A 26,371-nucleotide genomic window follows, 5' to 3' on the forward strand; every position below is an offset into this window, starting at 1 on the left:
AATGCGCAACGCCTGCCGCCGTGCCTGCGGGTTTTCGCAGTTTTCCTTGCCAAACCGGGGCGTTACTGGGCACAAGAAGAAAAGACATTAAAAGCAGGCACAGATCATGACGAAGCGCAAAGGCATTATTCTTGCAGGTGGCACGGGGTCTCGCCTGTTCCCCATCACTAGCGGCGTCTCAAAACAGCTCTTGCCTGTTTATGATAAGCCTATGATTTATTACCCGATTTCGGTTCTGATGCTGTCAGGCATCCGAGAAATCGCGATGATCACCACGCCGCAAGACCGTGCGCAATTTGAACGGGCTTTGGGCGATGGCAGCCATTGGGGTGTGTCGCTTACCTATATCGAACAACCCAGCCCCGACGGCCTCGCGCAGGCTTATATTCTGGCTGAGGATTTCCTGAATGGTGCGCCAAGTGCGATGATTTTGGGCGACAACCTGTTTTTCGGCCATGGCCTGCCAGATCACCTCGAAGAGGCCGCAAAACAGGCGCAGGGCGGCACGGTCTTTGGCTACCGCGTCACCGATCCCGAACGCTATGGCGTCGTAGATATCGATGCCGACGGCAAAGTTACCGCCATCGTCGAAAAACCCGAGGTCGCGCCGTCACCTTATGCAGTCACGGGCCTTTATTTCCTCGACGGCACAGCGCCTGCAAAAGCCAAATCGGTTAAACCTTCGGCGCGCGGTGAGCTTGAGATCACCTCGCTTTTAGAACTCTATTTGGACGAAGGCTCGCTCACCGTTCAGCAACTTGGCCGAGGTTTTGCATGGCTCGATACGGGCACCTACGCCAGTCTTCTGGACGCAGGAAACTTCGTTCGTACCTTGTCAGAGCGTCAGGGGATGCAGGTTGGCTGCCTTGAGGAAATCGCCTTCGACGCTGGCTGGATCGACCGTGATGCCTTGGCAGAACGCGCCGAATACTATTCCAAGAACGCCTATGGTGCCTACCTGAAAGGCCTTCTAACCGAGACCTCGAAAATCAAATAAGCCACTCTTCTAAAAACAAAAAAGCCGCGCAAAGTCTCCTCTGCGCGGCTTAAGTTTGAGTGGGAGTGTTATTAGTTTAGTATCAGCTCCGGTCCCATGATCGAGTTCGGCAGGAATGTCGAAATCGCTGGGATATAGGTGATCATGATCAGGAAGATGAACAGCACACCGAGGAACGGAAGGGCCGCACGGACAACGCTCATCATTGGCATGCCAGCCACACCCGAGGTCACAAAGAGGTTGAGACCAACTGGCGGCGTGATCATACCGATCTCCATGTTCACAACCATGATGATACCCAAGTGGATCGGATCAATGCCCAGCTCGATCGCGATTGGGAAAACCAGCGGTGCCACGATCACCAAGAGACCCGAGGGCTCCATGAACTGGCCACCAATCAGCAAGATGATATTGACCACCACAAGGAACATCACCGGACCAAAGCCTGCGGACAGCATGGCGTTTGCCACCGCCTGAGGGATCTGCTCTTCGGTCAGAACATGCTTGAGGATCAGGGCGTTGGCGATCACGAACAACAGGGTGACCGTCAGCTTGCCTGCTTCAAACAGGGTCTTGCGGGTGTCTTCGTGGAACCAAGCCGTGACGATCGCCTGAGGCGCCTGCAGCAGCGACTTGCGCTCTTGCCCGTCGCGTGCGGCCAGCGGCCCCATATCGCGATAGATGAAGCAGGCCACAAAGAAGGCATAGACAGAGGACACAGCCGCCGCCTCAGTCGGCGTAAAGAACGCGCCTGTGACGCCCGGAATGCCGTAGATCCCAACCATGATGATCACGATCAGCAAGAGACCCCAGGACGCATCGCGGAAGGACGCTCCGATCTCGCCCCAGCCTTTCCACTCACCTTTTGGCATATTCTTGATACGCGCCATCACATAGATCGCGATCATCAACATCAGCCCTGCAAGGATCCCAGGAATAACGCCTGCGAGGAACATCCGGCCAACAGAAACCTCAACAGCCGCTGCGTAAACCACCATCACGATAGACGGGGGAATAAGAATACCCAAAGTACCTGCATTACAGATCACGCCTGCTGCAAATTCTTTGGTGTACCCCGCCTGTCGCATAGCAGCAATGACGATAGTACCGATAGCGACGACGGTTGCAGGGGATGATCCTGAGAGGGCTGCAAACATCATGCAGGCAAATACACCCGCAATCGCCAAGCCTCCGCGCAGATGTCCCACGCAGGCAATCGAAAAGCGGATGATGCGTTGGGCAACACCGCCAGTCGACATGAACGACGACGCCAAAATAAAGAATGGGATCGCCAGAAGAGTGAAGTGACCTACGAATGCCTGCATCAGCGTCTGTGCAATAGAGGCCAGGGAGGTGTCACTAAAGATCAGCAGAAACAGGATTGAGGACATGCCAAGCGATACAGCGATAGGGACGCCGATCAGCAAAAAGCCAATGACCAGTAGGAATAGAAATAGGACTGACATGGTCAATTAGTCTCCGATTTTTTCGCGTGCTTCATCGATTTCGTCTTCGACTTCGTGGCTTGCGACGATTCGATCTGTTTCGCCTTTCCAGATGGCGATGCCAGCTTGGATGAAGCGGAAGAGCAGAAGGGCAGAGGAAATAGGCAGAACCACATAGGGAATAAGACGTGGCATTTTGTTATAGGCTTCGCCTTCGTTAAAGACGTCTTCCATCCACTTCAGGATCGTCGGATGTGGGATGTCATCAAGCTCGTACCAGCCTTTGGCGAGGAACTTGTCTTCAAAGCCCAGTGGGAACCAACGGCCTTCTGTTTTCGGAAGGTTTGCGAAGTTCGCCCAATAGTCCCAGCTGCCCTTCAACAGAAGGAAAGAGAAGGCAATACAGACGCTTATGGCAATCAGTCCGGTCACGCGACGCGCGCTCTCGGACATGCCGTTGATCATGACGTCAACGCCCAGATGCGCGCCTTTCTTGACCGCATAAGATGCGCCCAGCAGGACCAGCCAGCCGAACAGGAAAACCGTCGCCTCAAGCCCCCAGAGAATGTTTGAATTGAACCCTTTGCGCGCAACAACATTGGCAAATGTCAGCAATGTCATGGCACCCAGCAGAGCAGCGATGAGGTTTTCTTCGAGCTTGTCGACGAACCCGGAAGAAGGTTTCGACTGCATGTCCCAGCTCCTTTTCAGTGTGGCCTATCTTGCGATCAGGCATAAAAAAAGAGCCCACCCAAAGGATGGGCTCTTTCAACGTTACATCAAATTACATGCTTGCGTTAATCGCTTGCGCTGCATCGATGTTGTCTTGGCCTACGTCATCTTTGAACTGTGCCCAGACAGGTTTCATAACTTCAACCCATGCCTGACGCTGCTCAGGTGTCAGCTGGCGCACAACGCCGCCTGCTGCGATGACAGCTGCTTTGGCTTCTTCGTTCACGGCAGTGGATTCCGCGTTACGAGTCGCTGTGACTTCGTCCAGGATGGTCATGAACTGGTCACGAACGTCCGCATCCAGACCGTCGAGCCATTCTGTGGAGGTCACAACCAGATAGTCGATGATACCGTGGTTGGTCTCGGTGGTGCCGTCCTGAACTTCGAAGAATTTCTTGCCGAAGATGTTGGACCAGGTGTTTTCCTGACCGTCCACAACGCCCTGTTGCAACGCGCCGTAAACTTCGGAGAAGGCCATTTTCTGTGGGCTACCACCGATGGCTTCCATCTGAGCAACCAAAACGTCAGAGGACTGAACGCGGAAGCGCAGGCCGTTTGCGTCAGATGGCTCAATCAGAGGCACGTTCGCAGACATCTGCTTCATGCCGTTGTGCCAGAACGCCAGACCTTGCAGGCCGCGGCGCTGCATGGAGTCTTTCATCGCTTGGCCTGCGTCCGACGCTTGGAACGCGTCAACTGCGTCGACATTTGCGAACATGAACGGCAGGTCAAACAGGCGGAACTGCTTGGTGAAAGCTTCAAACTTGGACAGTGAAGGCGCCGCCAGTTGAACGTCGCCCTGAAGCAGCGCTTCGAGAACTTTGTTGTCATCGTAAAGGGTAGAGTTCGGGAAGACTTCCATACAAGCCTTGCCGTTCATCTCTTCGTTTACGCGCGCTTCCAGCAGGGATGCCGCGATGCCTTTAGGGTGTTTGTCGGTGTTGGTGACGTGGCTGAATTTGATAACCACTTCGCCTGGATCACATGCGCCGGACGCGGATGCTGTGGTTGCGCCAAACGCGATGGTGGCCGCAACGGCTGCGGTGATGAATTTCATAGTGTTTCCTCCCAAGTGTTAAACACTGTTAGCAGACAGGAAGTCTGTCCCTGCCTTAATGAAAAGCAGGCAGGTTGAGCGAACAAGAGAAACTCTAAATTTTTTGTGAACTTCGGAAAAAATTAAAGAAAACAAAGGGTAGGGCGCGGTTTTCGCGTGGTCACGCATATCCGTATTTCTACTGTGTGCGGATTTTCGCACATGGTGCTTTAGGAGCTGTGCGAAAATCCGCACAAATCCGTTAGCGGTAAAGCTCTGCGCGAATCTCGTGGCGCGTCAGCTTGTCATAAAACGTCTTGCGCGGCAGCTTCAGCGCCTTGGCCGCTTCGGTCGCATTCCCACGGAAACGCTTGAGCGCATCTGTCAGCAAAGAGCGCTCAACGCGCGCCAGTTGTTCTGCCAGCCCAAGGTCTTCGCCGCTCTCGCCATCCGAGACCCCAAGCGTAAATCGCATCGCCGCATTCATCAGCGCCCGCGCATTGCCGGGCCAATCTTGGGCCATCAATGTGCTGATCGTTTCGGGCGTGACCTCGGGGGCAGGGGTGCCGGCCTGCTCAGCGGCGATATTCACATAGTGGCGGAACAGGTCGGGAATGTCCTCGGGGCGTTCCTTGAGCGAGGGTACCCGCAAGGTCATCACGTTCAGGCGATAAAACAAATCGCTGTTAAAATTCCCACCCTCATGGAAAAATTCAGGACTCTCATAAGTGCCCCCGATGATTGTCGGAGCATTCGGCGCGTCCAGCGCATCGTTTAGGGCAAACTGCACGTCCTGGGGCAGGGTCGAGATCTCATCCAGAAACAACGTGCCGCCTTCTGCGGTTTTCAACGCCTCTGACAAAGTCTCAGGCGTCAGCCCCGCCGCCGTGCGTTTCTCAAACGCCGCAGAGGAGGCATCTGACAACAAATGCACCACCTCGGCCACTTTGAAATTTCCAGACCCCGGCGCACCAAAGATCATGGCATTTGTCCCAGCCTTGGCCGTCTTGCGGGCCTGCGCCCTCAGACCTTCGGCCAGATCCGATGTGCCAAACAACAGTCGAGAGGCCGCATCGCCCTGTTCCAGTTTCTGCTTAAGGACGCGGTTCTCCATCACCATCCGGCGCGACCGCAGAGCGTTTTCGACCACTGATAGGAAATCCTGCGTCTCACACGGTTTCTCAAGGAAATTGAAGGCCCCGGCCTGCAGCCCTCGGACAGCCATCGGGATGTCACCCTCGCCGGTTAAAAGAACCACAGGCAGATCGGCGTCTACCCCACGCGCAAAGGCCAATAGGTCAAAGCCATCTTTGCCCGGCATGCGAATATCGCTGACAATCACGCCGCCAAAGTCGGGCGTGATATGGTCTTTGGCCTCGATATAGCTCGCCGCCAACGTGACGTCATAGCCATCCAGCATGAGGGTCTGAGCCAAAGCATCCCGCACCGCGCGATCATCATCCACCAAAAGCACCGATTTGCTCACGCCACACCCTCACTTGCCGCCAGTTCCACCGTAAAGACCGCGCCACCTTCGGGGCGGTTTTTCCCGTTGATCGCCCCGCCAAAGCTCTGAACCAAACCATAGGAAATGGAAAGCCCAAGCCCCATGCCTTCGGATTGCCCCACCTCTTTCGTGGTGTAAAACGGATCAAAGATCTTATCCGCATCGTCCAGCCCGGGGCCCGTGTCACTGACCGAAACATGCACAGCGGATCCGTCCCGCATCACCTTGATATCAAGCTGCTTTGTGTCGCTTTGCAACATGGCATCCGCCGCGTTGGACACGAGGTTCATAAAGACCTGCTGCAGGCGCACCTCACCGCCACGCACCCAAACATCCCGAGACGGGCCACTTCGGTTCACCACAACATTCTCGGTATTCAGCCGAGGCTCCGACAGCTCCATAACCGCATCCAGAACGCTATTGATGTTCACATCCGTAACCGGCTCGCTCTCCTGCCGTGCAAAGGCGCGCAGGTTCTTGATGATCCGCCCCATGCGATGGCTCAGCGCGCTGATGCGAGAGAAGTTCTCTGCCGCCTGCGTCGGGTTTTGTCTCTCCAAAAACAGCGAGCCATTGTCCGCAAAGGACCGGATCGCCATCAGCGGCTGATTGAGTTCATGGCTAATGCCGGCAGACATCTGCCCCAAAGCCGTCAGCTTGCCCGCCTGAATCAAATCCGCCTGCGCCTTTCGCAAAGCTTCTTCGGCCTCCTGCCGTTCTGCAATTTCATGCCGAAGGTTCACGTTCACCGCCGTCAACTGTGCCGTCCGCGCCGTCACACGTTGCTCCAGCAACAGGTTATCCCGCGCCAAAACCCGCCGCCGTTCCCGCGCCAGATAAAGAAACGCGCCAAAGGTGATACAGACCGCCGCGGCCACCAATGCCTGCAGTGACGCCAGCCGCTCTGCCGGAGCTGTCGAAATCAAAGTATGCCCTGTCATCCCAACAACCGGCCGCGGCAATTCCATATAAAGCGCGCGGTTCGGCAGATACCGTGCGTCCGGCAGAGTCCAGACTGTATTCGTTCCGGCTGCACGCACGCGCATCGGTGCAAAAACACCTTCTGTCGGCTCGGTAGAAAACCCCTCAAACAGAACTTCGGAGCGGTTCGTAACAAAGACCCGCGCGTCCTCGTCTGTGAACAAAACCACTTGCGGGGCAGAGCGCCAGTCGGACTCCTCGATGGTCTCCATATCCACCTGCACCATCACAGCGCCCGCAGGTTTACCGTCTACCCGCACCGGTGCCATGAACGAGAAAATCCGCCGGTCTGCCTCGTCGACAAAATGCTCAAACCCCATGGCGCCGGTCATGGCACGCTCGAAATGGTCGCGGTCGCTCCAGTCTTGCCCCGAGGCGCTGTCGGCGGACGCCAGTACCAACCGCCCATCGGCATCCAAAAGCCCAACCTCCAAGGCCCCCGTACTGTCCGCAGAGCGCGTAAACAGCGGCAGGATATCCTCGGGTGGGATCTCTCCGCTGGTCACTGCAATGGCTTCGGGGTGGTGCGCAATCAGGTCGGCCAACTGGCGAAACCGTTCCAGTTGTCCCACCAAACGATCCGAGGCCGACTGCAGGTAAACCCGCCCTTGATCCGCCACGCCCGTCAGCGCCGTGCGGTAGCCAATATTCCAGATCGCGCCGGAAAAAATCGCCACTGCGAGCAAAAATAATATGATTGTCAGGCTTCTACGCACGGCTCTCCCCTATGCGCGCCACATTAGGGGTAAGCGCAATCCGGGCACAAGGCCCCTTGTTTTTGCCGTGTCGATGGCCATGATCGCCCACAAGAGGGAGACACGCATGGCACTTGATTCAATCGAAACGGTGATTTCAGAGCTCAAGGCTCTGCTGGGTGAACGCCTGTCCACAGGCAGCTCGATCCGCAATCTGCACAGTCATGATGCGGCCTATGCTACGCCTGCTCAGCCTGACGCGGTGGCCTTTCCTGAAACCACCGAAGAGGTCTCACAGATCGTGAAAGTCTGCGCGCGCTATAAATGCCCAGTGGTGCCTTATGGGGTCGGGACCTCTCTGGAAGGGCAGGTGATACCAATCCAAGGCGGCATCTCGATCGACACCAGCCGCATGAACAAGGTTCTCGCGGTTAACCCCGAGGATCTGGACGCCGTGGTGCAACCAGGCGTCACGCGCAAGCAGCTCAACACCGAGCTGCGCGCAACCGGCCTTATGTTCACCGTCGATCCCGGAGCCGATGCCACCCTCGGCGGCATGGCGGCGACGCGTGCATCCGGCACGAATACGGTGCGCTACGGCACAATGCGCGAGAACACCTTGGCGCTAGAGGTCGTTTTGGCGGATGGCACAATCATCGAAACCGGCTCCCGCGCGCGGAAATCTTCGGCTGGGTATGATTTGACTAAGCTGATGATCGGCTCGGAAGGCACCCTTGGGATCATCACCAAGCTGACTGTTCGGCTCTATGGTCAGCCAGAGGCGATCTCAGCCGCAACCTGCGCCTTTCCAACGGTTGATGATGCGGTGAACTCGGTGATCCTCGCCATTCAATCCGGCCTGCCCATGGCGCGGATTGAGCTTTTGGACGAGGTGCAGATGAAGGGGATGAATATCTATAACCCCGACTTGAGCTTCCCCGAAAAGCCGCATCTTTTCCTAGAGTTCCATGGATCAGACGCCGGTGTCGCCGAGCAAGTCGAAGCCTTCGGTGACATCGCATCCGAATTCGGCGGAGAGGCCTTTCAATGGGCCACCAAAACCGAGGACCGCAACCGCCTTTGGGAAGCCCGCCACAACGCCTATTACGCCGCCATGAGCCTGCGTCAGGGCGCGCGCCCCGTTGTGACAGACGTTTGTGTGCCGATTTCCGCGCTGGCCGAAGCCATCAACCGCACCAAAGCCGAGATCGCAGAGGCTGGCCTTCTGGCCCCGGTTGTCGGTCACGTTGGGGATGGAAACTTCCACCTTTCCATCCTGATTGATCCCGAAGACCCAGGGGAATTGGCAAAGGCGAAATCGCTGGCCTCGTCGCTGAACAAGATGGCGCTGGAACTCGAAGGCACCGTAACCGGAGAGCACGGGGTCGGCACAGGCAAAATGCCCTATCTGATCGAGGAACATGGCGCAGCGATGAATGTCATGGCGACAATCAAAAAAGCACTTGATCCAGACAACATCATGAACCCAGGCAAAATGGTTCAGATCAATTGAAAAAGGCCCGCAGTGCGCGGGCCTTTCTTTTTATTACAAGGGTTTAGAAGTCGAACTTGATCCCCTGAGCCAGTGGCAGCTCTCGGGAATAATTCACTGTATTGGTTTGACGCCGCATATAGGCTTTCCACGCGTCCGACCCACTTTCACGTCCACCACCGGTGTCTTTTTCCCCGCCGAAAGCCCCACCAATTTCCGCACCCGAAGGCCCGATATTCACATTGGCAATCCCGCAATCAGACCCCGCAGCGGATAGGAACAATTCCGTCTCGCGCACGTCAGTTGAGAAGATGCAGGAACTCAGACCCTGCGGGACTTCGTTCTGCATCTCAATCGCCTGTTCCAGCGTCTTGTATTTCACCACATAGAGGATCGGCGCGAAGGTCTCGTGATGCATGATTTCGCTCTGGCTCGGCATCTCGACAATCGCCGGATTGGCATAGGCCGCGGCCCCGTGGCTGTCGCTCAGAGCCTGGCCGCCGCCATGCACCGTGCCGCCTTCTGATTTCGCCTTCTCAAGTGCCGCATCCATTGCACGCAGCGCCTGATCATCGATCAGAGGCCCGACAAGCGTGCCATCCGCCAGAGGATCTCCGATGGGCAGCCCTTCGTAGGCTTTGATCAGACGCGGTACCAAAGCGTCATAGACGTCCTCATGCACGATCAAACGGCGTAGCGTAGTGCATCGCTGCCCCGCAGTGCCAACGGCCGAGAACACAATCGCCCGCAAAGCCATCTCCAGATCCGCTGAAGGGGCCACGATCATGGCATTGTTGCCACCCAGTTCCAGAATGGTTTTGCCAAGACGTTTGGACATATCCGCCGCCACCGCGCGGCCCATGGGCACAGAACCCGTCGCCGAAATGATCGCGACCTTCTTGTGCGCGGTCATTGCTTCGCCGAGCTCGCGTTCGCCAACCAAGACTTGGGTCAGCCCGTCGGGTGCGTCATCACCAAATTGCGCAGAGACCCGCTCGCAGATTTTTTGCACCGCCAGCGCTGTCAGCGGGGTTTTTTCCGAAGGCTTCCAGATCACCGGATCCCCGCAGACCAGCGCCAAAGCCGCATTCCAGCACCATGGCGCAACAGGGAAGTTAAAGGCGGTAATCACGCCACAGACCCCCATCGGATGCCAGGTCTCGCGCATGGAATGCCCCGGGCGCTCTGAGGCAATCGTCAACCCGTAAAGCTGACGCGACAGACCCACCGCAAAGTCGCAAATATCAATCATTTCCTGCACTTCGCCGAGGCCTTCCTGAAGGATCTTCCCGCATTCCAGCGTCACCAAAGCACCCAGATTGTCCTTCTCGCGCCGCAGTTCTTCGCCCAGCAGACGCACATATTCACCACGCCGCGGGGCAGGGACCGTGCGCCATTTCAGGAAGGCGTCATGGGCCTTATCGATCATCGCATTGGCCTCAGCCACCGAATGCTCAGACAGCTTGGCGATCTCGGACCCATCCACGGGGGTTGCGACCGACAAAGTGCCGCCACCAAGCTCTGCCTCGCCAAAACCAGAGGCCTTCAGGATTTCCATATGAGACATGTTTTTCTCCTCTTAGGTGACCAGCGCGCGCTGGCTCTCCATTCCCATGGACACAAGCAGAGGGCCTGCGTCCTGTTTCTCTTTGAAATCGGTTTTGTTGCGCATGCCCTGCCAATCGGCTTGGATCAGCGATTGCGCAATGGCGCCGCCCAGCGTGGTGCCGGGGCCGGTCACGATGAACATATCCGGCGCGAATTCACGCGCAGCGGTGGTGATCGCGGCGGTAAAGTCATAAGTTTCAGTGACTTGGTGTCCCAGGGTATAGTCCCACAATCCGCTCGGATCGCTCGCACCGGGCCACCAGATATGTCCGCGCCCGTCGATCATCGGCAGATCCGGCTGCCCGAAAAGCGCAGCGTGCAGGGCAGCCCGCCCGCGCTCGGACACAGGAGCCTGAAGCGCGGAATGAAACCCCGCATGATTGCCCAATCGCATCGGAAACCGCTCCTGCGCGGGCTCAACCGCCTGCTCAAAAGCCTCGAGCCCCTTGGCATTCCCAGCCAGCACCAACATGCCACCCAGATCAATCGAGACGCTCAGAACGTGATCCGCGCGCGCATCAATCTCGGCTACCAAACCCAACAGCGTTTGACGCAACGCAGGCAGAGGCACCCAGTTCTCATCCACCCAGGGGTATATCAACTGCCCGCCAATCATCGCCTCTTGCATGAAGCTGCCCATCGTATTGGCTATCTTGAACCCGTCCTCAGCCGTCACGGCCCCCGCACAGGCCAGCGCGGAATACCAGCCCATCGAATTCCCCGTCACCGCGACCACCTCGATGTCGCCCTTGATCGATACAAAGTCCCCATAGGTCGCGGCATAGATCAGACCCGAGGCATTGTCCCCCCGCGTATGTTTGGACAGGGTGAAACGATCCGCACCATCCAACGCACGCAGACTTTCCTGTCCCAAACCCGCGCGTTGCGCATCAAAAGCGTCCAACAGACCCGCGTCGGGGAAATTGCGTGCCAAATACCCCAGCTCCGCCGCATTATAGGTCCCGCGTCCAGGGCAAATCACTACAACGGTCGTCATCGCGCGCCCTCCACCAAGGCCAGAGCTGCTTCCGCAATGCTCTCCGCCGATGGCATGGTGGCTGCAAAGGCCGGCCCTGTCGCAATAAAACTGTCCTCAGAGGTTTCCCGCGCCAGTCGCGCAACGCCGATCTCATGGAAATGCGCCATCAGGGCCTCGGCCACACCGCCAGAATGACGGGTTTCGTCGACGATCAATACGTTCTTACAGCCCTCAACCGCCGCAGTCAGCGCGTCTTTCGGCAGGGGAGATATCCAGCGCAGGTCGATAATCCGGGTTTTGATCCCCCTGGCCTCAAGAACTTTACGCGCTTGGTGGCTAAGGTAGGTGCCATTCCCGAAGGTGACGATGGCCAAGTCAGCTCCATCCCCATCCAAGCCCACTTCGCCAAGCGCGATGGTCTCATCCGGAGCGGGGTAGGTCTGCATCCAGCCCCCGTCTTTGTCCTCATGCAGATCCCGCATCGGATAGAGCGCAATCGGCTCGAGGAAGGCCACAACCCGCTGCTCTTCGCGCGCCAACCGCACGCATTCCCGCAGCATTTTCGCGGCATCCGCGCCATTCGACGGGATCGCCAGGACCACCCCGGGAATGTCGCGCAGAACCGCAATCGAGTTGTCATTGTGGAAATGCCCGCCAAAACCCTTTTGATAGCCAAGCCCCGCAATCCGCAGCACCATCGGGTTGGTGAACTGTCCCTTGGAAAAGAACGACAGGGTCGCGGCCTCTCCGCGGATCTGGTCCTCGGCGTTGTGCAGATAGGCCAGAAACTGGATTTCAGGCATCGGCGTAAAACCGTTCTGCCCCATGCCAATCGCCAGCCCAAGGATGCTCTGCTCATCCAGCAGCGTGTCGATCATCCGGTCCGCTCCAAACCGCTGTTGCAGCTTTTGCGTCACGCCATAGACGCCGCCTTTCAGGCCCACATCCTCGCCCATCATGACGATATCTGGATGGGTCAGCATCAGATCTGTCATCGCCCAGTTGATGAGCTTGGACATGATCTGCGGCTCGCCCATGGCGCGCAGGTCAGAACCAAAAGCCTCAGCCCGCGCGGCCTCAGAGGGCCCGTTGGTCGACGCGCAGTGGCGTTTGGGTGGGATCAGCGAGCCCATGACGTCCCTGGCGGTTTTCAAATGCGGGCGGGTGACGACTTCGCCAGCGATCCGAGCCACGCGTTTGCGGGTGTCTTGATAGATCTTTAGGCAGTCGCTCGGCGCGGCCGCGTCTCGCTCTTTGAGCAGGCGCACCGAATGCAACAGAGGGTCATTGGCCTCCTGCGCCTCAACCTCGGCTTTGGGCAAGTAAGAGGTCGCGACATCGGCACCGGCGTGGCCGTAAAGGCGGATGGTTTTGACATGCAAAAGCGCGGGTTTGCGCAGGCTGCGCACATAGGCGGCGGCCTCTTGCGCGACACGGTAGGTCTCGAAGATGTCGAGCCCGTTGCAATGGAAATACTTGATCCCCGGGCGGTTCTGGAAATTCGCGGCAATCCAGCCCGTGGGCGTTTTGGTCGAAATCCCGATCCCATTGTCTTCACAGCAAAACAACAGAGGCATCGGCACCGACTGATAAGCCGCCCAGCCCGCCGCATTGAACGCACCTTGGGCTGTGGAATGGTTTGCGGAGGCATCGCCAAAGCTACAGTAGACGATTGAATCCTCAGGGAATTCCGTATGTTCGGGCCTCAGCCGCTTTGCCGCCCCAATCGCATAGGCCGCGCCCACCGCCTTAGGCAGATGACTGGCAATCGTCGAGGTCTGTGGCGGGATATTCAGCGCCTTGGACCCCAACACCTTATGCCGCCCACCAGAGATCGGATCCTCGGACGAGCAGGCAAAGGACAAGAGCATATCCCACGCTGGATTTTGCCCCGGCACCTGCATAGACCGCGCGATCTGAAAGGCCGCATCGCGATAATGCAAAAAGGCCGTGTCGGTGGGGCGCAAGGCCCATGCAATGGCCGATAAACCTTCGTGGCCCGAGGAGCCAATCGTGTAAAACCCCTGCCGCTTGCTCTGCATGGCACGGCTCTGCAGATCCAGCGCTCGGCTCAGACATTGCGCATGAAACAGGCCAACCGCATCCGCATTCCCCAGCGGCCCTGCGGCAGGCGCGCCCTCCGGCATATCGCCCGCTGCCACGCGCCTCAGGAAGTTCTCTTCGACAATCGCCGCGCGATCCATCAAAGCCTCCTAGAAAAACGCCTGCAGGCCCGTCTGCGCGCGGCCAAGGATCAACGCATGCACATCGTGAGTGCCTTCATAGGTGTTCACCGTCTCGAGGTTGGCCGCATGGCGGATCACATGGAATTCCTGGCTAATGCCATTGCCGCCATGCATGTCTCGTGCATGGCGCGCGATGTCCAATGCCTTGCCACAATTGTTGCGTTTGATCAGGCTGATCATCTCAGGCGCGGCCTTGCCCTGATCCATCAAACGCCCCACACGCAGTGCTGCCTGAAGGCCCAAGGTGATCTCTGTCTGCATATCTGCGAGCTTTTTCTGAAACAGTTGCGTCTGCGCCAGAGGCTTGCCGAACTGCTTGCGATCCAGACCGTATGAACGCGCCCGATGCCAGCAATCCTCTGCGGCCCCCATCGAGCCCCAGCCGATCCCGTACCGCGCCCGGTTCAAACATCCAAACGGCCCCTTAAGCCCTTGAACTCCGGGCAAAAGCGCATCTTCGCCGACCTCGACACCCTCCATGACAATCTCGCCCGTGACCGACGCGCGCAGCGAGAGTTTGCCCTCGATTTTCGGCGCAGACAGCCCCTTCATGCCCTTTTCCAGAACGAAGCCACGGATCTTGCCGTCATGGGCATCAGACTTGGCCCAAACCACAAAAACATCCGCAATCGGGCTGTTGGAGATCCACATCTTGGAGCCGTTCAGCACATAGCCGCCATCGACCTTGGTCGCGCGGGTCTTCATTCCAGCAGGGTCTGATCCCGCGTCTGGTTCCGTCAGGCCAAAACATCCGATCCATTCACCCGAGGCGAGCTTCGGTAGGTATTTCTGGCGCTGGGCGTCCGATCCATAGGCGTCAATCGGATACATCACCAAAGAGCTCTGCACCGACATCATCGACCGGTACCCGCTATCGACCCGCTCAACCTCGCGCGCGATCAGGCCGTAAGTCACGTAATTTGCGCCCAAGCCGCCCAGATCCTCGGAAATCGTGGCGCCCAAAAGCCCAGCCTCACCCATTTCGGCAAAGATTTCAGGCTGGACCCGTTCCTCGGCATAGGCCGCTGTCACGCGCGGCAACAGCTTCTCCTGCGCGAATACATGCGCGGCTTCTGACAGCATCCGCTCGTCTTCATCCAGCTGATCTTTCAGCAGAAAAGGATCCTCCCAATCAAAACTTGCAAGGTCGGGACCGAAACCAGGTTGATCAGAATGCGCCACGCCTATCTCCCTTTTGGCTGAACATCTTGCGCCCTCTCGGGCGCGTCGTGGGGATCTTACGTGCGCCTTTCATGTATAAAAATACTGGTATTTTGCATAAATGCGTGAGTATTACTCATGAATGAAGCCCGATAACCTGCCATCTACCTCGGTCCTCCGCTGTTTTGAGGCGGCCGCAAAACACCAAAGCTACACCGTCGCGGCCGAAGAGCTGCAGGTGACCCAAGGCGCGATCAGCCGTCAGATCAAAGAGCTGGAGGCCCTGATGGGCGTGACGCTCTTTCGCCGCGAAGGACGCGGGATTGCCCTGACGGACGCGGGCCGCAGTTTTGCAGATCGCCTGTCGCCGGACTTGGAGCGCCTCAGGCAGTCGATCACACTGGCCCGCGCGGCTGGGCAGGGGGGCAAGATCCTGTCCATCGCAGTGCTGCCCACCTTCGCGACCCGTTGGCTGGTGCCGCGTCTTCCGAGTTTCCAAAAGCAATACCCGGACGTGCAGCTCACCTTCTACAGCCGCGCCGAACCCTTTGATCTGGCCGCCGAAGGCATTGATCTGGCAATCCAGTTTGGCCGCGAGGAATGGGGCGGCATCACGCTTGCCGAACTCTGCCCAGAGGACCTTGCCGTCGTCGCCGCGCCGGACTTGGTCGCGCGGTTTCAGGTGACGTCTCCCAAAGACATTATTCGCTTACCCCGCCTGCACCTTCTCAGCCGCAAGAGCGCCTGGCCTCAGTACGTCGCGGATCTCGGGCTCACGCGGGATGATATCATGCGGGGGACGCTCTTTGATCAGTTCTCAACTATGATTGCCGCCGCAATCGAGGGTATGGGCGCAGCAATTGTGCCCAGTTACCTGATTGAAACCGAACTCACCGGGGGCGCTCTGAAAGTTCTGGGGCGGCCAAAATCGCAAGGGCAATCCTATTTCGTAGCAACACGTGCAGGTGAGGTGAATCTCATGGCCGAGGCCTTCAAGACCTGGATTCGCCGCGAAGCCCGTGCGTCGTTCAAACAGCGTAGCACTGCAAGCTAAGAGCTTGGCAAATATCGCTTAATTCATTGGGGAGTTTCTGGAGCGGGTAGCGGGAATCGAACCCGCACCTTAAGCTTGGAAGGCTCTTATGATACCATTTCACCATACCCGCTCAGTAGGATGACGAAGTATTTTATCCGCAAATTGAGGTCAACACCTATTCGCCAGAAATCTGGGTCTTTGCCATGCAAGAGTAAGTTTGGTCAGATTCCCTCGGTTTTTCTATGCGCTCTGGGTGTAGTTTGAACGCTGCGCTTTAGTGGCTTGCGCTAAGGCACCAACCTGTCTTTTAGCCAGTTTTCAAACAGCACCGCGCTGGCATTGCGCGGCTCCGTTGTAACCGGTGTCAACAAATACATGGCCTCGTCCGGCAGCACGCTCAGATGTGATAAAGCGACGAGCCGACCGCTCGAATGTACCCGCGCCGCGAGCTTTTCCTGCATTAGAGTCACGCGATTGCTGGTCAGGGTGATCTCTGAGGCCCCCATGGAAGAATCCACGCCGATATCCGTGGGGTTGGTTGGACGATCCACGTCGTAGTGGGCAAAGAACTTGGACCATTGATCCTCGGGGCCCATCACATGCACCAGCGGGTGCTGGGCAATGGCTTGCGGCGTCGCAGGGATACCCAGTTCCTTCGCCGTCTCGGCAGAACAGACTGGCACCAACGCATCATGGAACAAGGGTCGCGCCTCATAGCCCGGCCAATGACCGCGCCCAAGGCGCAGCTCGATATCGGTGCCTCCAACTGCAAGCCGATCCACCCATATGGAACTGGACAGATTGACCCGGATGCTCGGAAATTCCCGCGTGAATTCCGTGACCAAAGGCCCAAGCCACAGCGCCGTATAGCTGACCGGTGCCCGCAGATGCAGTGTCTTGCCGCCGCGATGGCCAAAGACGCCGGATGTGGCGCTGAGAATATCCTCAAACGCCCGCCGCACCGATGGCAAATAGGCCTTGGCGGCCTCGGTCAGTCGCAACCCGCGGGGCAGGCGTTCAAACAGCGGATAGCCCAAATGATGCTCGAGCCCACGCACCCGATGACTGACCGCCGATTGCGAGAGGTTCAGCTCTTGCGCAGCGGCGGCGAAGTTCTCATGGCGGGCCGCAGCCTCAAAGGCCTGAAGAGCGGGAAGAGGGGGCAGTTTATTGGGCATTGGGCGTGTGCACTCTGACAGAGCCTCCAATTTTTGGGGGTCTTTTGGGTGAAAGATTACGTTTGATTAGCTGCGGAGGCAATGCCACGCTTTATTCAAGACAGAACGCCACATCGAAGCCCGCGCAAGGAGATCGACATGTCCGAACCTTCAGCCCTGACGTCCGCCCAAATCGCCGCTTTCGAAGAAGATGGGTTTCTCGCCATCGACAGCCTTGTGCCGCCCGAGGATCTTGTTGCGATTGAAGAGGAATATGAGGCGCTGCTGGATCGACTGGCATCGGAACTTTTTCAAAAGGGCAAGATCAGCAAGACCTATGAAGACCTTGATTTTGGGGTGCGATACGCCGCGATGATTGCGGAGTATCCCGACCTGACCAACTATTTGAACATATCATTGCCCTTGCTCAACGAAGGCATTGATCCGGAAACCTTCCATGTACACGCGGGCCCTGCAGTCTTTGATTTGATGCGCCATCCCAAGGTGCTCGATGTGGTTGAGGCTCTGATTGGGCCCGAGATTTACGCAAGCCCGGTCCAGCAAATGCGGATGAAGCCGCCTGCCAAAGGCCTGCATGATGCGGTAGCGGGCCACTCCAACGTGGGCGCAACAACTTGGCATCAGGACATCGTCGCCTTGTTTGAAGAGGCTGATGACACGCATCAGATCACGGTCTGGTTGGCGATCACAGAGGCGACGATTGAAAACGGCTGCCTTACGTCCATTCCGGCGTCGCATCGTGAGGGGCCGAAAGTGCATTGCTCCAACGCCGCCATCGCGCGCGAACCTCAAGTGCCTGACAAAGTCATGGGTGGCCGCGAAGGTACGCCTTTACCTGTGAAAAAGGGTGGCGCGGTTCTGTTTCACAAGATGAACGTGCATCGCGCCTTGCCCAACCTCTCAAACGGTCTGCGCTGGAGCATGGATCTGCGTTATCACCCGACGGGTCAGGCCAGCGGACGCCCGGCTTTTCCCGGGTTTGTTGCGCGCAGTGCTGAGCGCCCTGATCAGGTGCTTACCGATGCCGCGGCATGGGCTGCGTCATGGGAGGCCGCGCGACAAAGAATTCTCACGGGCCAGCACAAGGGCCGGTTGTTTGAGGACACTCGTTGGAACGACGCGGCGGTGTGTTAAGCCGCCGCGCTTGGGTCATTTGCCCTGAGGCACGACCTCATAGCCTGGCTCTTCGGGTTCATCGTCCGTCATTTCCGGCGGGAAGCCCGGCGCGCGGATGTCCAGACCCGTGGCCTCTTCGAGCCGTTTGATGATGTTCGGAGAAAGCTCGCGTTCCCCATAGCGCGCGATCCCGTCGTCAAAAATATTGATCAGCATCGGCGAAATTTCCAACGGCACATTGGCGCGATCCGCGACCTCTTGAAAGAGGCCTACGTCCTTTTTCACAAGGTCCATGGTAAAGGAAATGTCACGCGAGCCGTTCAGGATGACCTGACTTTCTGTTTCATGCACAAATGAGGTGCCCGAGCTGATTTTGATCGCCTCATACGCGGTGTTCAAATCCATTCCCGCCGCCTTCGCGGTCACCAAAGCCTCGCAGCAGGTCACAAGGTTCGCCGTCGCCAGATAGTTGGTCACGACCTTGAGGATTGAGGCAGAGCCAAGCTCGCCCGTATGCAAAATCCGCCGACCCATGGTTTTTAGAAAGGGTAGGATCCGGTCAAATGTCGCGCGATCACAACCCGCGAATATGGCGATATTGCCGGTGTCCGCGCGGTGGCATCCGCCAGAGACCGGACAATCCACCGCCGCGCCCCCGCGTTCGATCACCTTGGCGCCCAGACGTTTGACTTCGGCCTCATCAGTCGTGGACATCTCCATCCAGATTTTGCCGTCAGTGACCTCTGGCAGCATTTCGTCCATGACGGCCGCCGAGGCTGCGGGCGAGGGCAGGCAGGTGATCACCGCATCACAATCGGCCATAAGTTGTGCAGGCCCTTCGGCCTTTTTGGCACCTTTTGCCACAAAGGCATCAACCAATTCCGAGTTCAGGTCATGAACCGTCAGATCGACCCCATTGCGCAACAAAGACCCCGATAGCTTTCCCCCGACATTGCCGAGGCCAATAAACCCAACTTTCAATTTCGCACTCCCTTGTCTGGCTCACGCGCGTGACTCATTTGTATTTTGTGTCAGCGTTGCACAGGGACGGGTCTTAAAGAAATGCATTTTGCATGTGCTAAGGCCCAAGATAATTGGCCGATCGATGAGGCTACAAAAAACGCCCTCTTGGCGAGGCCAAGAGGGCGCGGAAATTTTGTTTTTCGCAAGCCTTAAACGCTCAGTGTTTTCAAGACTTTGGACTTTGGAACTGATCCTTTGGCGGCGTCCAGAATGATCTCACCGCGGCGCATCGAGTAAAAATGATCCGCAAGCCCATAGGCGAACTCGAAATATTGCTCCACGAGAACAATCGCCATTTCGCCTTGGTCCTTGAGATAGGAAATCACCCGGCCGATCTGTTGGATGATGTTGGGCTGAATGCCCTCTGTGGGTTCATCCAACAAAAGGAGCTTAGGCCGGGTGATCAGCGCGCGCGCAATAGCGAGCTGCTGTTGTTGGCCGCCGGAGAGGTCTCCGCCGCGACGGTGTTGCATTTCCTTGAGCACAGGGAAAAGTTCAAACATCTGCTCGGGCAGGCTGTGTTCGGATTTATCGAGACAGGCAAAGCCGATTTCCATGTTCTCGCGCACAGTGAGCAGGGGGAAAATGTCGCGCCCCTGAGGCACATAGCCCACGCCACGTCGTGCCAGAACATGTGCGGCTGCGCGACCTTGGTCTTCGCCATCCAACTTATAGGTGCCGCCGGAGTGGGCGTGGGTGCCCGAGATGACTTTCATCAAAGAAGTTTTGCCGACGCCATTCGTGCCCATGAGGCAGGTGATCTTGCCGGTCTCGGCCTGCAGGTTCACATCGTAGAGGATTTGGCTCTGACCATAATGCAGAGTGATATTTTGCAGATCCAGCATGTCAGCGTCCCAGATAGACGTCGATGACGTCCTTGTTAGAGGTCACGAAATCCAGCGAGCCTTCGGCCAGCACTGAACCTTCGTGCAAGCAAGTCACTTTGCAGTCGAGGTTACGGATGAATTCCATGTCATGTTCCACCACCACAACGGCGCGTGTCTTAGCGGCGCGCTTGAGGATTTCTGTGGTCTTGTTGCGCTCATCCACGGTCATGCCGGCGGCGGGTTCGTCCACCAGCAAGAGCTGTGGGTCTTGCGCCAGAAGCATGCCGATTTCCAGCCATTGCTTTTGCCCGTGAGAGAGGTCTCCGGCGCGGCGGTCCAGCGCGTCTTTGAGGCCGATCTCGGCTGCAAGCTCTTCGATCCGTGCCGTCTCGCCATCGCTGCCGCGGTGAAACAGAACCGCCCAAGGGGTGCGTTTGGCTTTCAGCGCCATCATCAGGTTGTCGCGGACGGATTGGTCTTCAAAAACCGTGGGCTTTTGGAATTTGCGGCCAATGCCGAGGTTGGCGATCTGGCTTTCGGATTTCGACAAAAGCGAGATGGATTTCTCACCCCAAAGCACGGAGCCTTCATCAGGCCGCGTTTTGCCTGTCACGATATCCATGAAGGTGGTTTTGCCAGCCCCATTCGGTCCAATGATCGCGCGCAACTCGGCATAGCCAATGCTAAAGGCCAGATTGTTGATCGCCTTAAAGCCGTCAAAGGTGACAGAGATGCCGTTCACTTCGAGAAGTTCAGCCATTATGCGTCTCCTTTGCGGACGAGCCGGTCAAACAGGCCGCCGATGCCTTTGGGGAAGTAGAGGGTGACGATGACAAAGCTGAGGCCCAAGAGGACGAGCCACCAGTCGACCCATTTGATGGTGTAGAAGCCCAGCGGGATGTCGGGCGCTTGACCGCCCGTGAACCAGGTGGACAAGAGCGAGACAAAAGCCGCGCCAATAACCGCGCCATAGATGCGGCCACGCCCGCCGATTGCGACCCAAACCGCCAGATAGATCGAGGCGATCGGTGCGATTTCCGCCGGGTTGATGATCCCCGCCTGCGGGTAATAGAGCGCGCCTGCAATGCCAGCGATAATCGCCGTTAGCACGAAGACAAAGAGCTTATAGCCTTCGACGTTATAGCCCAGGAATCGCACCCGTGCCTCGTCATCCCGAATGCCGCGCACAATATTGCCGAGTTTGCTTTCGGTGATCAGTTTGACCAACAGGTAACTCAGACCCAGTGCAAAGGCGGACGCCCAGAAGAACCACATGGACACGATGTCTTGGGAGACATCATCCAGACCAGGCAGGTTTTGCAGGCCTGAGAGACCGTTGTTGCCTCTCAGGCCGCTGTCGTTCTGAAACAGGTAAAGCGAGAGTGCCAGGGTCATCGCCTGAGTCAGAATGGACAGATAAACCCCGGTCACGCGGGAACGGAAAGCAAGCCAGCCAAAGACCAGCGCCAGAATGCCGGGCACCAGCACAACCAGCGCTAGCTGCACCCAGAAGAGATGCGCAAAGGCCCAGATCATCGGAAAGTCGGATCCACCCACAACACCAAAAATCTGCGTGCCGATGGCGTCGATGACCTCTTGATCGGTGGGGGGAATGACCTCGTTGGACATTGCAGTCTGCACGATGATCTCGGTGCGGGCATACATCAGCCACATGCCCAGCATATAGCCGCCCAGCCCAAAGAAGGCGAAATGCCCGAGGCTGAGGATGCCGCAATAGCCCCAGATCAGATCCATCGCGATGGCAATCAGGCAGAAGCAGAGCGTCTTGCCTAAGGTCTTGACGAAAGAGGTCGAGATAAAGCCCCAGCCAAAGGCCTCTGATCCAACAGAGACAAAGGCGGTGAAGAGAGCGAGGGCGCCAAGGAACACCAGGACTGAGGGGTTCTTCAGCAGGAATTTGGTGAGAAGTCCGTTCATTGGATCAATCTCCTGCCGCGCGGCCTTTGAGGGCGATGATGCCCCGCGGCCGGAATTGAATGAAGATGATGATGAAGATGATCATATAGGTCTGCGCCGCCAATGTGTTGGACGGGTTGAACCATTCGATGCCCTTCTGAAGGAAGCCGATCATTGTGGCACCTGCGAGCGTGCCAAAGATATTGCCGACGCCGCCGACAACCACGGTCATAAAGCTCTGGACGATATAGTCCGAGCCAAGCTCCGAGGTCACTTTGGCGAAAAGGCCGATGGCGATGCCAGCGATGCCCGCGATGCCAGAGCCGAGCCCAAAGGTCAGCATATTGATGCGATCCGGGTTGATGCCCATGGCAGCTGCCATACGCGGATTTTGCGTGACCGCGCGGGTTTCAAGGCCCAGACGGGTGCGGTTCAGCACGAACAGAAGGCCAAGGAAGAAGATCACCGACAGCACAAAGATCGCAATACGGATCCATGAGATGGCGATCACATCGTTAAACACCAGCGCTCCATCCAGCCAGCCCGGAGAGGTGAGGGGGCGCGCTTGTGTGCCAAAGATGTTCTTGGCGATCTGTTGCAGCGCAATCGAGATGCCGAAAGTCGCTAGCAGAGTTTCCAGAGGACGGTGATAGAGGTGACGGATCACCAGACGCTCCATCGCGACACCAACTGCGAAGGTGATCACGAATGCCGCCGGGATCGCGACGATCAGAGATACGGTGTAGTTCGGGATGATCTGCTGCACGACGTAGCCCGTGTAAGCGCCCATCATGATGAATTCACCATGAGCCATGTTGATCACGCGCATGACGCCAAAGGTGATCGCCAGACCAATCGCTGCAAGGAAATAGATCGACGCGAGTGAGATCCCATCGAGCACAAGGTCTATGAATTGCGAAACACCCACGGCCGTGCTGATAGAGCTCAGCGCCTCTACAGCGGCGGCTGTCACGGCGGGGTCAGCCTCGGCATAGACCTCGTAATAGGTGGCGCTCGCCAAAAGTTCGGCTTTGGCCTCAGAGGTGAGGATCGCGGGCACTTCGCCAGAAGCGGCCAGGGCCATATAGGCCGCCAGACGGGCCTCATCGGTGCCAAGGTCTGCGACCATCACCCCCCCAACAGTGTCGCCATCGATATTGGCTTTCAGAGCAGCTTTGATGTCGTCCTTAGTTGGCTGGGCCTGAGCAAGACCAGATGCTACCAAAAGGGCAAAGGCCTCCTCTTCGCTGATGTCATTGCCAAGTCGCAAGGTTTTAGCGACGTTTTCATCCACGCCGACTTCGGGCGCCGCCTTAAGCTTTGTTGTAACCAGAGGGTTCAGAACCGCGCGGGCATCGAGACCCAGATCGCCGTCAAAACTTTCGATAGCTGCGACGCGGGCCTCGGTTGTGTCGCCAAAACTCACGGTCAGAATGCGCGACAGGCGCTCCATGCGCGCTTTCAGGTCGGGGTCCGTTTCGCTCGCGAGAGCTGCAGTCAAAGGCGCAAGATCTTTCGCCTTGGGATCGCGGCTGATGCCGACCAAAGCCGCATCGCGCACCGCAGGGTCTGCGTCGGTCAGACGAAAGGCGACCAAAGCCCCGTCGATCTTGGCACGCACGCCAGAGTTCGGTTTGATCTGTTTGATCTCTTTCTTTGCGACCTCGGCCACGACCTCACCGCTTTCGATATCGATCAGGCGGTAGGTCTTTTTGTCGTCGGTCGCGACAAAGAAAAATTTGTCATCAGACTTGCGGTACCAGACCTCTTTGCTTTGCAGCTTGGTCAGGAAATTCGCGACACCAGGGGCGCCGCTGTCTTGCAGACCCGAGATCACAGTCTCGATGGTCTTGGAGGACGGTTTTTTAAGGCCAGCTGTCTGGTCAGCCAGAGCGTCGTAAAGGGAGGATTGCGCGAAGGCAGGGACGGCCAGCAGCAAGCCCAAGAAAAGCGTCAGGACACGGAGCATAGGGGAGTATTCCAAGAAAAAGGCCCCGGGGATCGCGCCCCCGGGGCCAGAGGTCAGGTCAGATTAGTAGTTGGATTTGATCTGAACACAGGTCTCGGTTTCGGTGTTGTACATACCGCAACCCAGGTCTTTCCAGTCAGACTTCAGTACCGCAGATTCTGGCAGGAAGTCGGTCCATGCGTCGCCTGGAACTTCTGCAGTCTGCGAGATGATATCGAATTGGCCGTCTTCTTGGATTTCACCAATCAGAACTGGTTTCGCCAGGTGGTGGTTTGGCAGCATAACCGCTGTACCGCCGGTCAGGTTCGGGAATTCCTGGCCGTACATTGCGGAACGAACTGCGTCCACGTCAGTGGTGCCTGCTTCTTTGACCGCGTTCACCCACATGTTGAAGCCGATGTAGTGTGCTTCCATTGGGTCGTTGGTCACGCGCTCTGCACCCATGGTTTCTTTCCATGTGTCGATGAAGTCCGCGTTCGCGTCACCTTCTGCGGACTGGAAGTAGTTCCATGCTGCGAGGTGGCCAACGAGGTTGGTGGTGTCCAGACCTGCGAGCTCTTCTTCACCCACAGAGAAGGCGACTACTGGGATATCATCTGCAGAGATGCCAGCCGCTGCCAGCTCTTTGTAGAAGCCGATGTTCGCGTCACCGTTGATGGTGGAGATCACGCCAACTTTTTTGCCGTCTGCACCCAGAGCCACAACGTCAGCAACGATCTTGGACCAGTCGGAGTGACCGAATGGGGTGTAGTTCACGAAGATGTCTTCAGCTGCGATACCTTTGTCTTTCAGGTACTGCTCGAGGATCTTGTTGGTGGTGCGTGGGTAAACATAGTCGGTGCCCAGCAGCGCGAATTTCTCAACACCCAGTTCTTCCAGGTAGTAGTCAGTCGCTGGGATCGCCTGTTGGTTTGGCGCAGCACCGGTGTAGAAGACGTTCTTGGAAGACTCTTCGCCTTCGTACTGAACAGGGTAGAACAGCAGGCCGTTCAGTTCTTCGATCACAGGCAGAACGGACTTACGGGAAACAGACGTCCAGTTGCCGAAGATCACGTCGACTTCGTGGACGGTCAGCAGCTCACGTGCTTTTTCAGCAAACAGTGGCCAGTCAGACGCAGGGTCCACAACGACCGCTTCCAGCATCTCGCCGTTGATGCCGCCTTTTGCGTTTTGCTGGTCGATCAGCATCAGCATGGTGTCTTTCAGAGTGGTCTCGGAAATCGCCATGGTGCCGGACAGAGAGTGCAGAACACCGACTTTGATGTCAGCGGTTGCAGCGGATGCGGCGACTGCGGAAATGGCAGAAGCGAGCAGTAGTTTTTTCATCACATGTACCTCCTTGGGGGCATTTTCGTAGTTCGTCAGAAGCGCCGCCTTCGGGATAGAAAGGACTGGTGGCGTTCCCCAAAAGCTTCATTAATTCGTTAATGTGCGTCGGTCTGCCTCAAAGATTTGCGCAAGGTGTTGCGTTTTTTGCACCACTTTGGCAGCTAGATCACATGAAACACCTGCAAAGCTTCAAATATGTAAGGGCCATCGCCGCATCTGGCTCGATCCGAAAAGCGGCTGAAACTCTGGCAATTTCGCCCTCTGCGCTGAACAGACATATCCAAACTTTAGAGTTGGATCTGGATATTCAGATCTTTGAGAGGGTCACAAAGGGCGTGCGACTCACCTCGGAAGGGGAGCTGTTTTTGAACTTCGCAATGAACCAATTGTCGGGGTTTAATCGCGTACGCCAACAAATCTCGGCGATGAAAGGTCTGCGAGTCGGTGAACTGCGGGTCGGCATCAGTGAGGACTTTGATCAGTCGATCCTGCATGACATGATCGCCAAATTTCAGCGCGACCATTCCCAGATCGATGTGACCATCGAGCGGCTGATGTCGCAAGATGCCCTCTATCGCGCGCTGGACACGCAAAGCATCGAGCTGGCGCTTTTTGTGAATCCTGTTCTGCGCAAAGGCATTCAGATCCTCCATGGCGCAGACGTGGATATCGCGGCTTTTGTGCCATTGGGTCTGGGATTGGGCAAAAACGACGAGCTGAGGATCTTCGAGTTTCAAGGCATTCGACTGGCCCTGCCGCCGGCCAATACTGAAGTCACCAAGAGGATCGAAGCCGCCATTGACAAGAACCGGATCGACACGCTGATCCATTACCGAGGCCCCGATATGTCGCGCTTTCTTGAACATGCGTTTTCGGCGGTGATCGGGATTTCTGTTGTGGTCAATCCGGGGCCGGCACCTCTACAGATTTCGGGCTACAAACGCACAAGCTTGCTGCGCCGAGAGATCGGGACCTGTAACTTCTGTCTCGTGGGATCAGATGATCACGGGTTAAGTTTCGCAGCCCACGCCTTTCAGGAAATCTTTAGCGAGGCGTTTCAATAAAAAGAAACGCGCCGTTTCGGGCGCGCTTCGTGT

21 protein-coding genes and 1 tRNA gene are annotated in these 26,371 nt (G+C 57.2%); 5 read left to right on the plus strand and 17 right to left on the minus strand.

Going from position 1 to position 26,371, the window contains the following annotated elements; genetic code table 11:
* The first annotated feature begins 106 nt into the window (after positions 1-106).
* Entirely contained in the window at positions 107-997 is an 891-nt protein-coding gene (gene rfbA / locus WG622_RS00070; RefSeq protein ID WP_339401714.1) for a glucose-1-phosphate thymidylyltransferase RfbA, read from the plus strand.
* A gap of 71 nt (positions 998-1,068) precedes the next feature.
* On the opposite strand, the gene WG622_RS00075 is transcribed toward rfbA, so the two are convergent.
* The 5 genes from WG622_RS00075 to WG622_RS00095 form a co-directional block, all read right to left on the minus strand.
* Positions 1,069-2,463, minus strand: coding sequence for a TRAP transporter large permease (locus WG622_RS00075; protein WP_339401715.1), 1,395 nt, complete (start codon positions 2,461-2,463; stop codon positions 1,069-1,071).
* 6 nt (positions 2,464-2,469) lie between these two features.
* Positions 2,470-3,135, minus strand: coding sequence for a TRAP transporter small permease (locus WG622_RS00080; RefSeq protein WP_339401716.1), 666 nt, complete (start codon positions 3,133-3,135; stop codon positions 2,470-2,472).
* Between the two features lie 91 nt (positions 3,136-3,226).
* Positions 3,227-4,231: a DctP family TRAP transporter solute-binding subunit gene (locus WG622_RS00085; RefSeq protein ID WP_339401717.1), complete on the minus strand. Its 1,005-nt coding sequence runs from the start codon at positions 4,229-4,231 to the stop codon at positions 3,227-3,229.
* A gap of 241 nt (positions 4,232-4,472) precedes the next feature.
* Positions 4,473-5,696: a sigma-54-dependent transcriptional regulator gene (locus WG622_RS00090; RefSeq protein ID WP_339401718.1), complete on the minus strand. Its 1,224-nt coding sequence runs from the start codon at positions 5,694-5,696 to the stop codon at positions 4,473-4,475.
* Positions 5,693-7,414, minus strand: coding sequence for a sensor histidine kinase (locus WG622_RS00095; protein ID WP_339401719.1), 1,722 nt, complete (start codon positions 7,412-7,414; stop codon positions 5,693-5,695). The genes WG622_RS00090 and WG622_RS00095 overlap by 4 nt, the downstream gene beginning before the upstream one ends.
* A gap of 106 nt (positions 7,415-7,520) precedes the next feature.
* Here WG622_RS00095 and WG622_RS00100 point away from each other — a divergent pair, with 106 nt between their 5' ends.
* Positions 7,521-8,906 carry an FAD-binding oxidoreductase gene (locus WG622_RS00100; protein ID WP_339401720.1) on the plus strand — a complete coding sequence of 462 codons (1,386 nt, stop codon included), beginning with the start codon at positions 7,521-7,523 and terminating at the stop codon, positions 8,904-8,906.
* A 43-nt stretch (positions 8,907-8,949) separates the two neighbouring features.
* Here WG622_RS00100 and amaB read toward each other — a convergent pair whose 3' ends face one another.
* From amaB to WG622_RS00120, 4 genes are read right to left on the minus strand one after another with little or no spacing between them, the layout of a single operon-like run.
* On the minus strand, positions 8,950-10,452 hold the full coding sequence (gene amaB / locus WG622_RS00105; protein WP_339401721.1) for an L-piperidine-6-carboxylate dehydrogenase: 1,503 nt from the start codon (positions 10,450-10,452) through the stop codon (positions 8,950-8,952).
* A gap of 12 nt (positions 10,453-10,464) precedes the next feature.
* Positions 10,465-11,490 (minus strand): ACP S-malonyltransferase, encoded by a 1,026-nt coding sequence (locus tag WG622_RS00110; protein WP_339401722.1) that lies wholly within the window; start codon positions 11,488-11,490, stop codon positions 10,465-10,467.
* Entirely contained in the window at positions 11,487-13,676 is a 2,190-nt protein-coding gene (locus WG622_RS00115; protein ID WP_339401723.1) for a dehydrogenase E1 component subunit alpha/beta, read from the minus strand. The genes WG622_RS00110 and WG622_RS00115 overlap by 4 nt, the downstream gene beginning before the upstream one ends.
* Positions 13,677-13,685: 9 nt before the next feature.
* On the minus strand, positions 13,686-14,900 hold the full coding sequence (locus WG622_RS00120; RefSeq protein WP_339401724.1) for an acyl-CoA dehydrogenase: 1,215 nt from the start codon (positions 14,898-14,900) through the stop codon (positions 13,686-13,688).
* Between the two features lie 121 nt (positions 14,901-15,021).
* On the opposite strand from WG622_RS00120, the gene WG622_RS00125 reads away from it, so the two are divergent.
* Positions 15,022-15,933: a LysR substrate-binding domain-containing protein gene (locus tag WG622_RS00125; RefSeq protein ID WP_339401725.1), complete on the plus strand. Its 912-nt coding sequence runs from the start codon at positions 15,022-15,024 to the stop codon at positions 15,931-15,933.
* Positions 15,934-15,971: 38 nt separating this feature from the next.
* Here WG622_RS00125 and WG622_RS00130 read toward each other — a convergent pair.
* Positions 15,972-16,045 (minus strand) — tRNA-Gly (locus tag WG622_RS00130).
* A 157-nt stretch (positions 16,046-16,202) separates the two neighbouring features.
* On the minus strand, positions 16,203-17,093 hold the full coding sequence (locus WG622_RS00135; protein WP_339401726.1) for a LysR family transcriptional regulator: 891 nt from the start codon (positions 17,091-17,093) through the stop codon (positions 16,203-16,205).
* Positions 17,094-17,231: 138 nt separating this feature from the next.
* Here WG622_RS00135 and WG622_RS00140 point away from each other — a divergent pair, with 138 nt between their 5' ends.
* A complete protein-coding gene (locus WG622_RS00140) occupies positions 17,232-18,227 on the plus strand; it encodes a phytanoyl-CoA dioxygenase family protein (protein WP_339401727.1) in 996 nt (331 codons plus the stop codon).
* A 15-nt stretch (positions 18,228-18,242) separates the two neighbouring features.
* Here WG622_RS00140 and WG622_RS00145 read toward each other — a convergent pair whose 3' ends face one another.
* The 6 genes from WG622_RS00145 to urtA form a co-directional block, all read right to left on the minus strand.
* Positions 18,243-19,190 (minus strand): NAD(P)-dependent oxidoreductase, encoded by a 948-nt coding sequence (locus tag WG622_RS00145; protein ID WP_339401728.1) that lies wholly within the window; start codon positions 19,188-19,190, stop codon positions 18,243-18,245.
* 191 nt (positions 19,191-19,381) lie between these two features.
* Positions 19,382-20,077, minus strand: a complete 696-nt coding sequence (urtE, locus tag WG622_RS00150) for an urea ABC transporter ATP-binding subunit UrtE (protein WP_339401729.1) — start codon at positions 20,075-20,077, stop codon at positions 19,382-19,384.
* 1 nt (position 20,078) lies between these two features.
* Positions 20,079-20,819, minus strand: coding sequence for an urea ABC transporter ATP-binding protein UrtD (gene urtD, locus WG622_RS00155; protein WP_339401730.1), 741 nt, complete (start codon positions 20,817-20,819; stop codon positions 20,079-20,081).
* Entirely contained in the window at positions 20,819-21,997 is a 1,179-nt protein-coding gene (urtC, locus tag WG622_RS00160; protein ID WP_339401731.1) for an urea ABC transporter permease subunit UrtC, read from the minus strand. Before urtC ends, urtD begins: the two co-directional genes overlap by 1 nt.
* A 4-nt stretch (positions 21,998-22,001) precedes the next feature.
* Positions 22,002-23,945: an urea ABC transporter permease subunit UrtB gene (gene urtB, locus WG622_RS00165; protein ID WP_339401732.1), complete on the minus strand. Its 1,944-nt coding sequence runs from the start codon at positions 23,943-23,945 to the stop codon at positions 22,002-22,004.
* A 63-nt stretch (positions 23,946-24,008) separates the two neighbouring features.
* On the minus strand, positions 24,009-25,271 hold the full coding sequence (urtA, locus tag WG622_RS00170; protein ID WP_339401733.1) for an urea ABC transporter substrate-binding protein: 1,263 nt from the start codon (positions 25,269-25,271) through the stop codon (positions 24,009-24,011).
* Positions 25,272-25,444: 173 nt separating this feature from the next.
* On the opposite strand from urtA, the gene WG622_RS00175 reads away from it, so the two are divergent.
* Positions 25,445-26,338, plus strand: a complete 894-nt coding sequence (locus tag WG622_RS00175; RefSeq protein ID WP_339401734.1) for a LysR family transcriptional regulator — start codon at positions 25,445-25,447, stop codon at positions 26,336-26,338.
* Positions 26,339-26,371: the final 33 nt, after the last annotated feature.

Origin of the sequence: Cognatishimia coralii (genome assembly GCF_037478305.1) — a bacterium.
In the GTDB taxonomy this organism is placed as follows: Bacteria; Pseudomonadota; Alphaproteobacteria; order Rhodobacterales; family Rhodobacteraceae; genus Cognatishimia; species Cognatishimia coralii.

Coding starts and splice junctions, on each gene's coding strand:
- urtC (WP_339401731.1), bottom strand. CDS start 21,997: ATGAACGGACTTCTCACCAAATTCCTGCTGAAGAACCCCTCAGTCCTG.
- urtA (WP_339401733.1), bottom strand. CDS start 25,271: ATGAAAAAACTACTGCTCGCTTCTGCCATTTCCGCAGTCGCCGCATCC.
- urtE (WP_339401729.1), bottom strand. CDS start 20,077: ATGCTGGATCTGCAAAATATCACTCTGCATTATGGTCAGAGCCAAATC.
- WG622_RS00085 (WP_339401717.1), bottom strand. CDS start 4,231: ATGAAATTCATCACCGCAGCCGTTGCGGCCACCATCGCGTTTGGCGCA.
- WG622_RS00135 (WP_339401726.1), bottom strand. CDS start 17,093: ATGCCCAATAAACTGCCCCCTCTTCCCGCTCTTCAGGCCTTTGAGGCT.
- amaB (WP_339401721.1), bottom strand. CDS start 10,452: ATGTCTCATATGGAAATCCTGAAGGCCTCTGGTTTTGGCGAGGCAGAG.
- rfbA (WP_339401714.1), top strand. CDS start 107: ATGACGAAGCGCAAAGGCATTATTCTTGCAGGTGGCACGGGGTCTCGC.
- WG622_RS00075 (WP_339401715.1), bottom strand. CDS start 2,463: ATGTCAGTCCTATTTCTATTCCTACTGGTCATTGGCTTTTTGCTGATC.
- WG622_RS00125 (WP_339401725.1), top strand. CDS start 15,022: ATGAAGCCCGATAACCTGCCATCTACCTCGGTCCTCCGCTGTTTTGAG.
- WG622_RS00175 (WP_339401734.1), top strand. CDS start 25,445: ATGAAACACCTGCAAAGCTTCAAATATGTAAGGGCCATCGCCGCATCT.
- WG622_RS00100 (WP_339401720.1), top strand. CDS start 7,521: ATGGCACTTGATTCAATCGAAACGGTGATTTCAGAGCTCAAGGCTCTG.
- WG622_RS00110 (WP_339401722.1), bottom strand. CDS start 11,490: ATGACGACCGTTGTAGTGATTTGCCCTGGACGCGGGACCTATAATGCG.
- urtD (WP_339401730.1), bottom strand. CDS start 20,819: ATGGCTGAACTTCTCGAAGTGAACGGCATCTCTGTCACCTTTGACGGC.
- urtB (WP_339401732.1), bottom strand. CDS start 23,945: ATGCTCCGTGTCCTGACGCTTTTCTTGGGCTTGCTGCTGGCCGTCCCT.
- WG622_RS00080 (WP_339401716.1), bottom strand. CDS start 3,135: ATGCAGTCGAAACCTTCTTCCGGGTTCGTCGACAAGCTCGAAGAAAAC.
- WG622_RS00140 (WP_339401727.1), top strand. CDS start 17,232: ATGTCCGAACCTTCAGCCCTGACGTCCGCCCAAATCGCCGCTTTCGAA.
- WG622_RS00115 (WP_339401723.1), bottom strand. CDS start 13,676: ATGGATCGCGCGGCGATTGTCGAAGAGAACTTCCTGAGGCGCGTGGCA.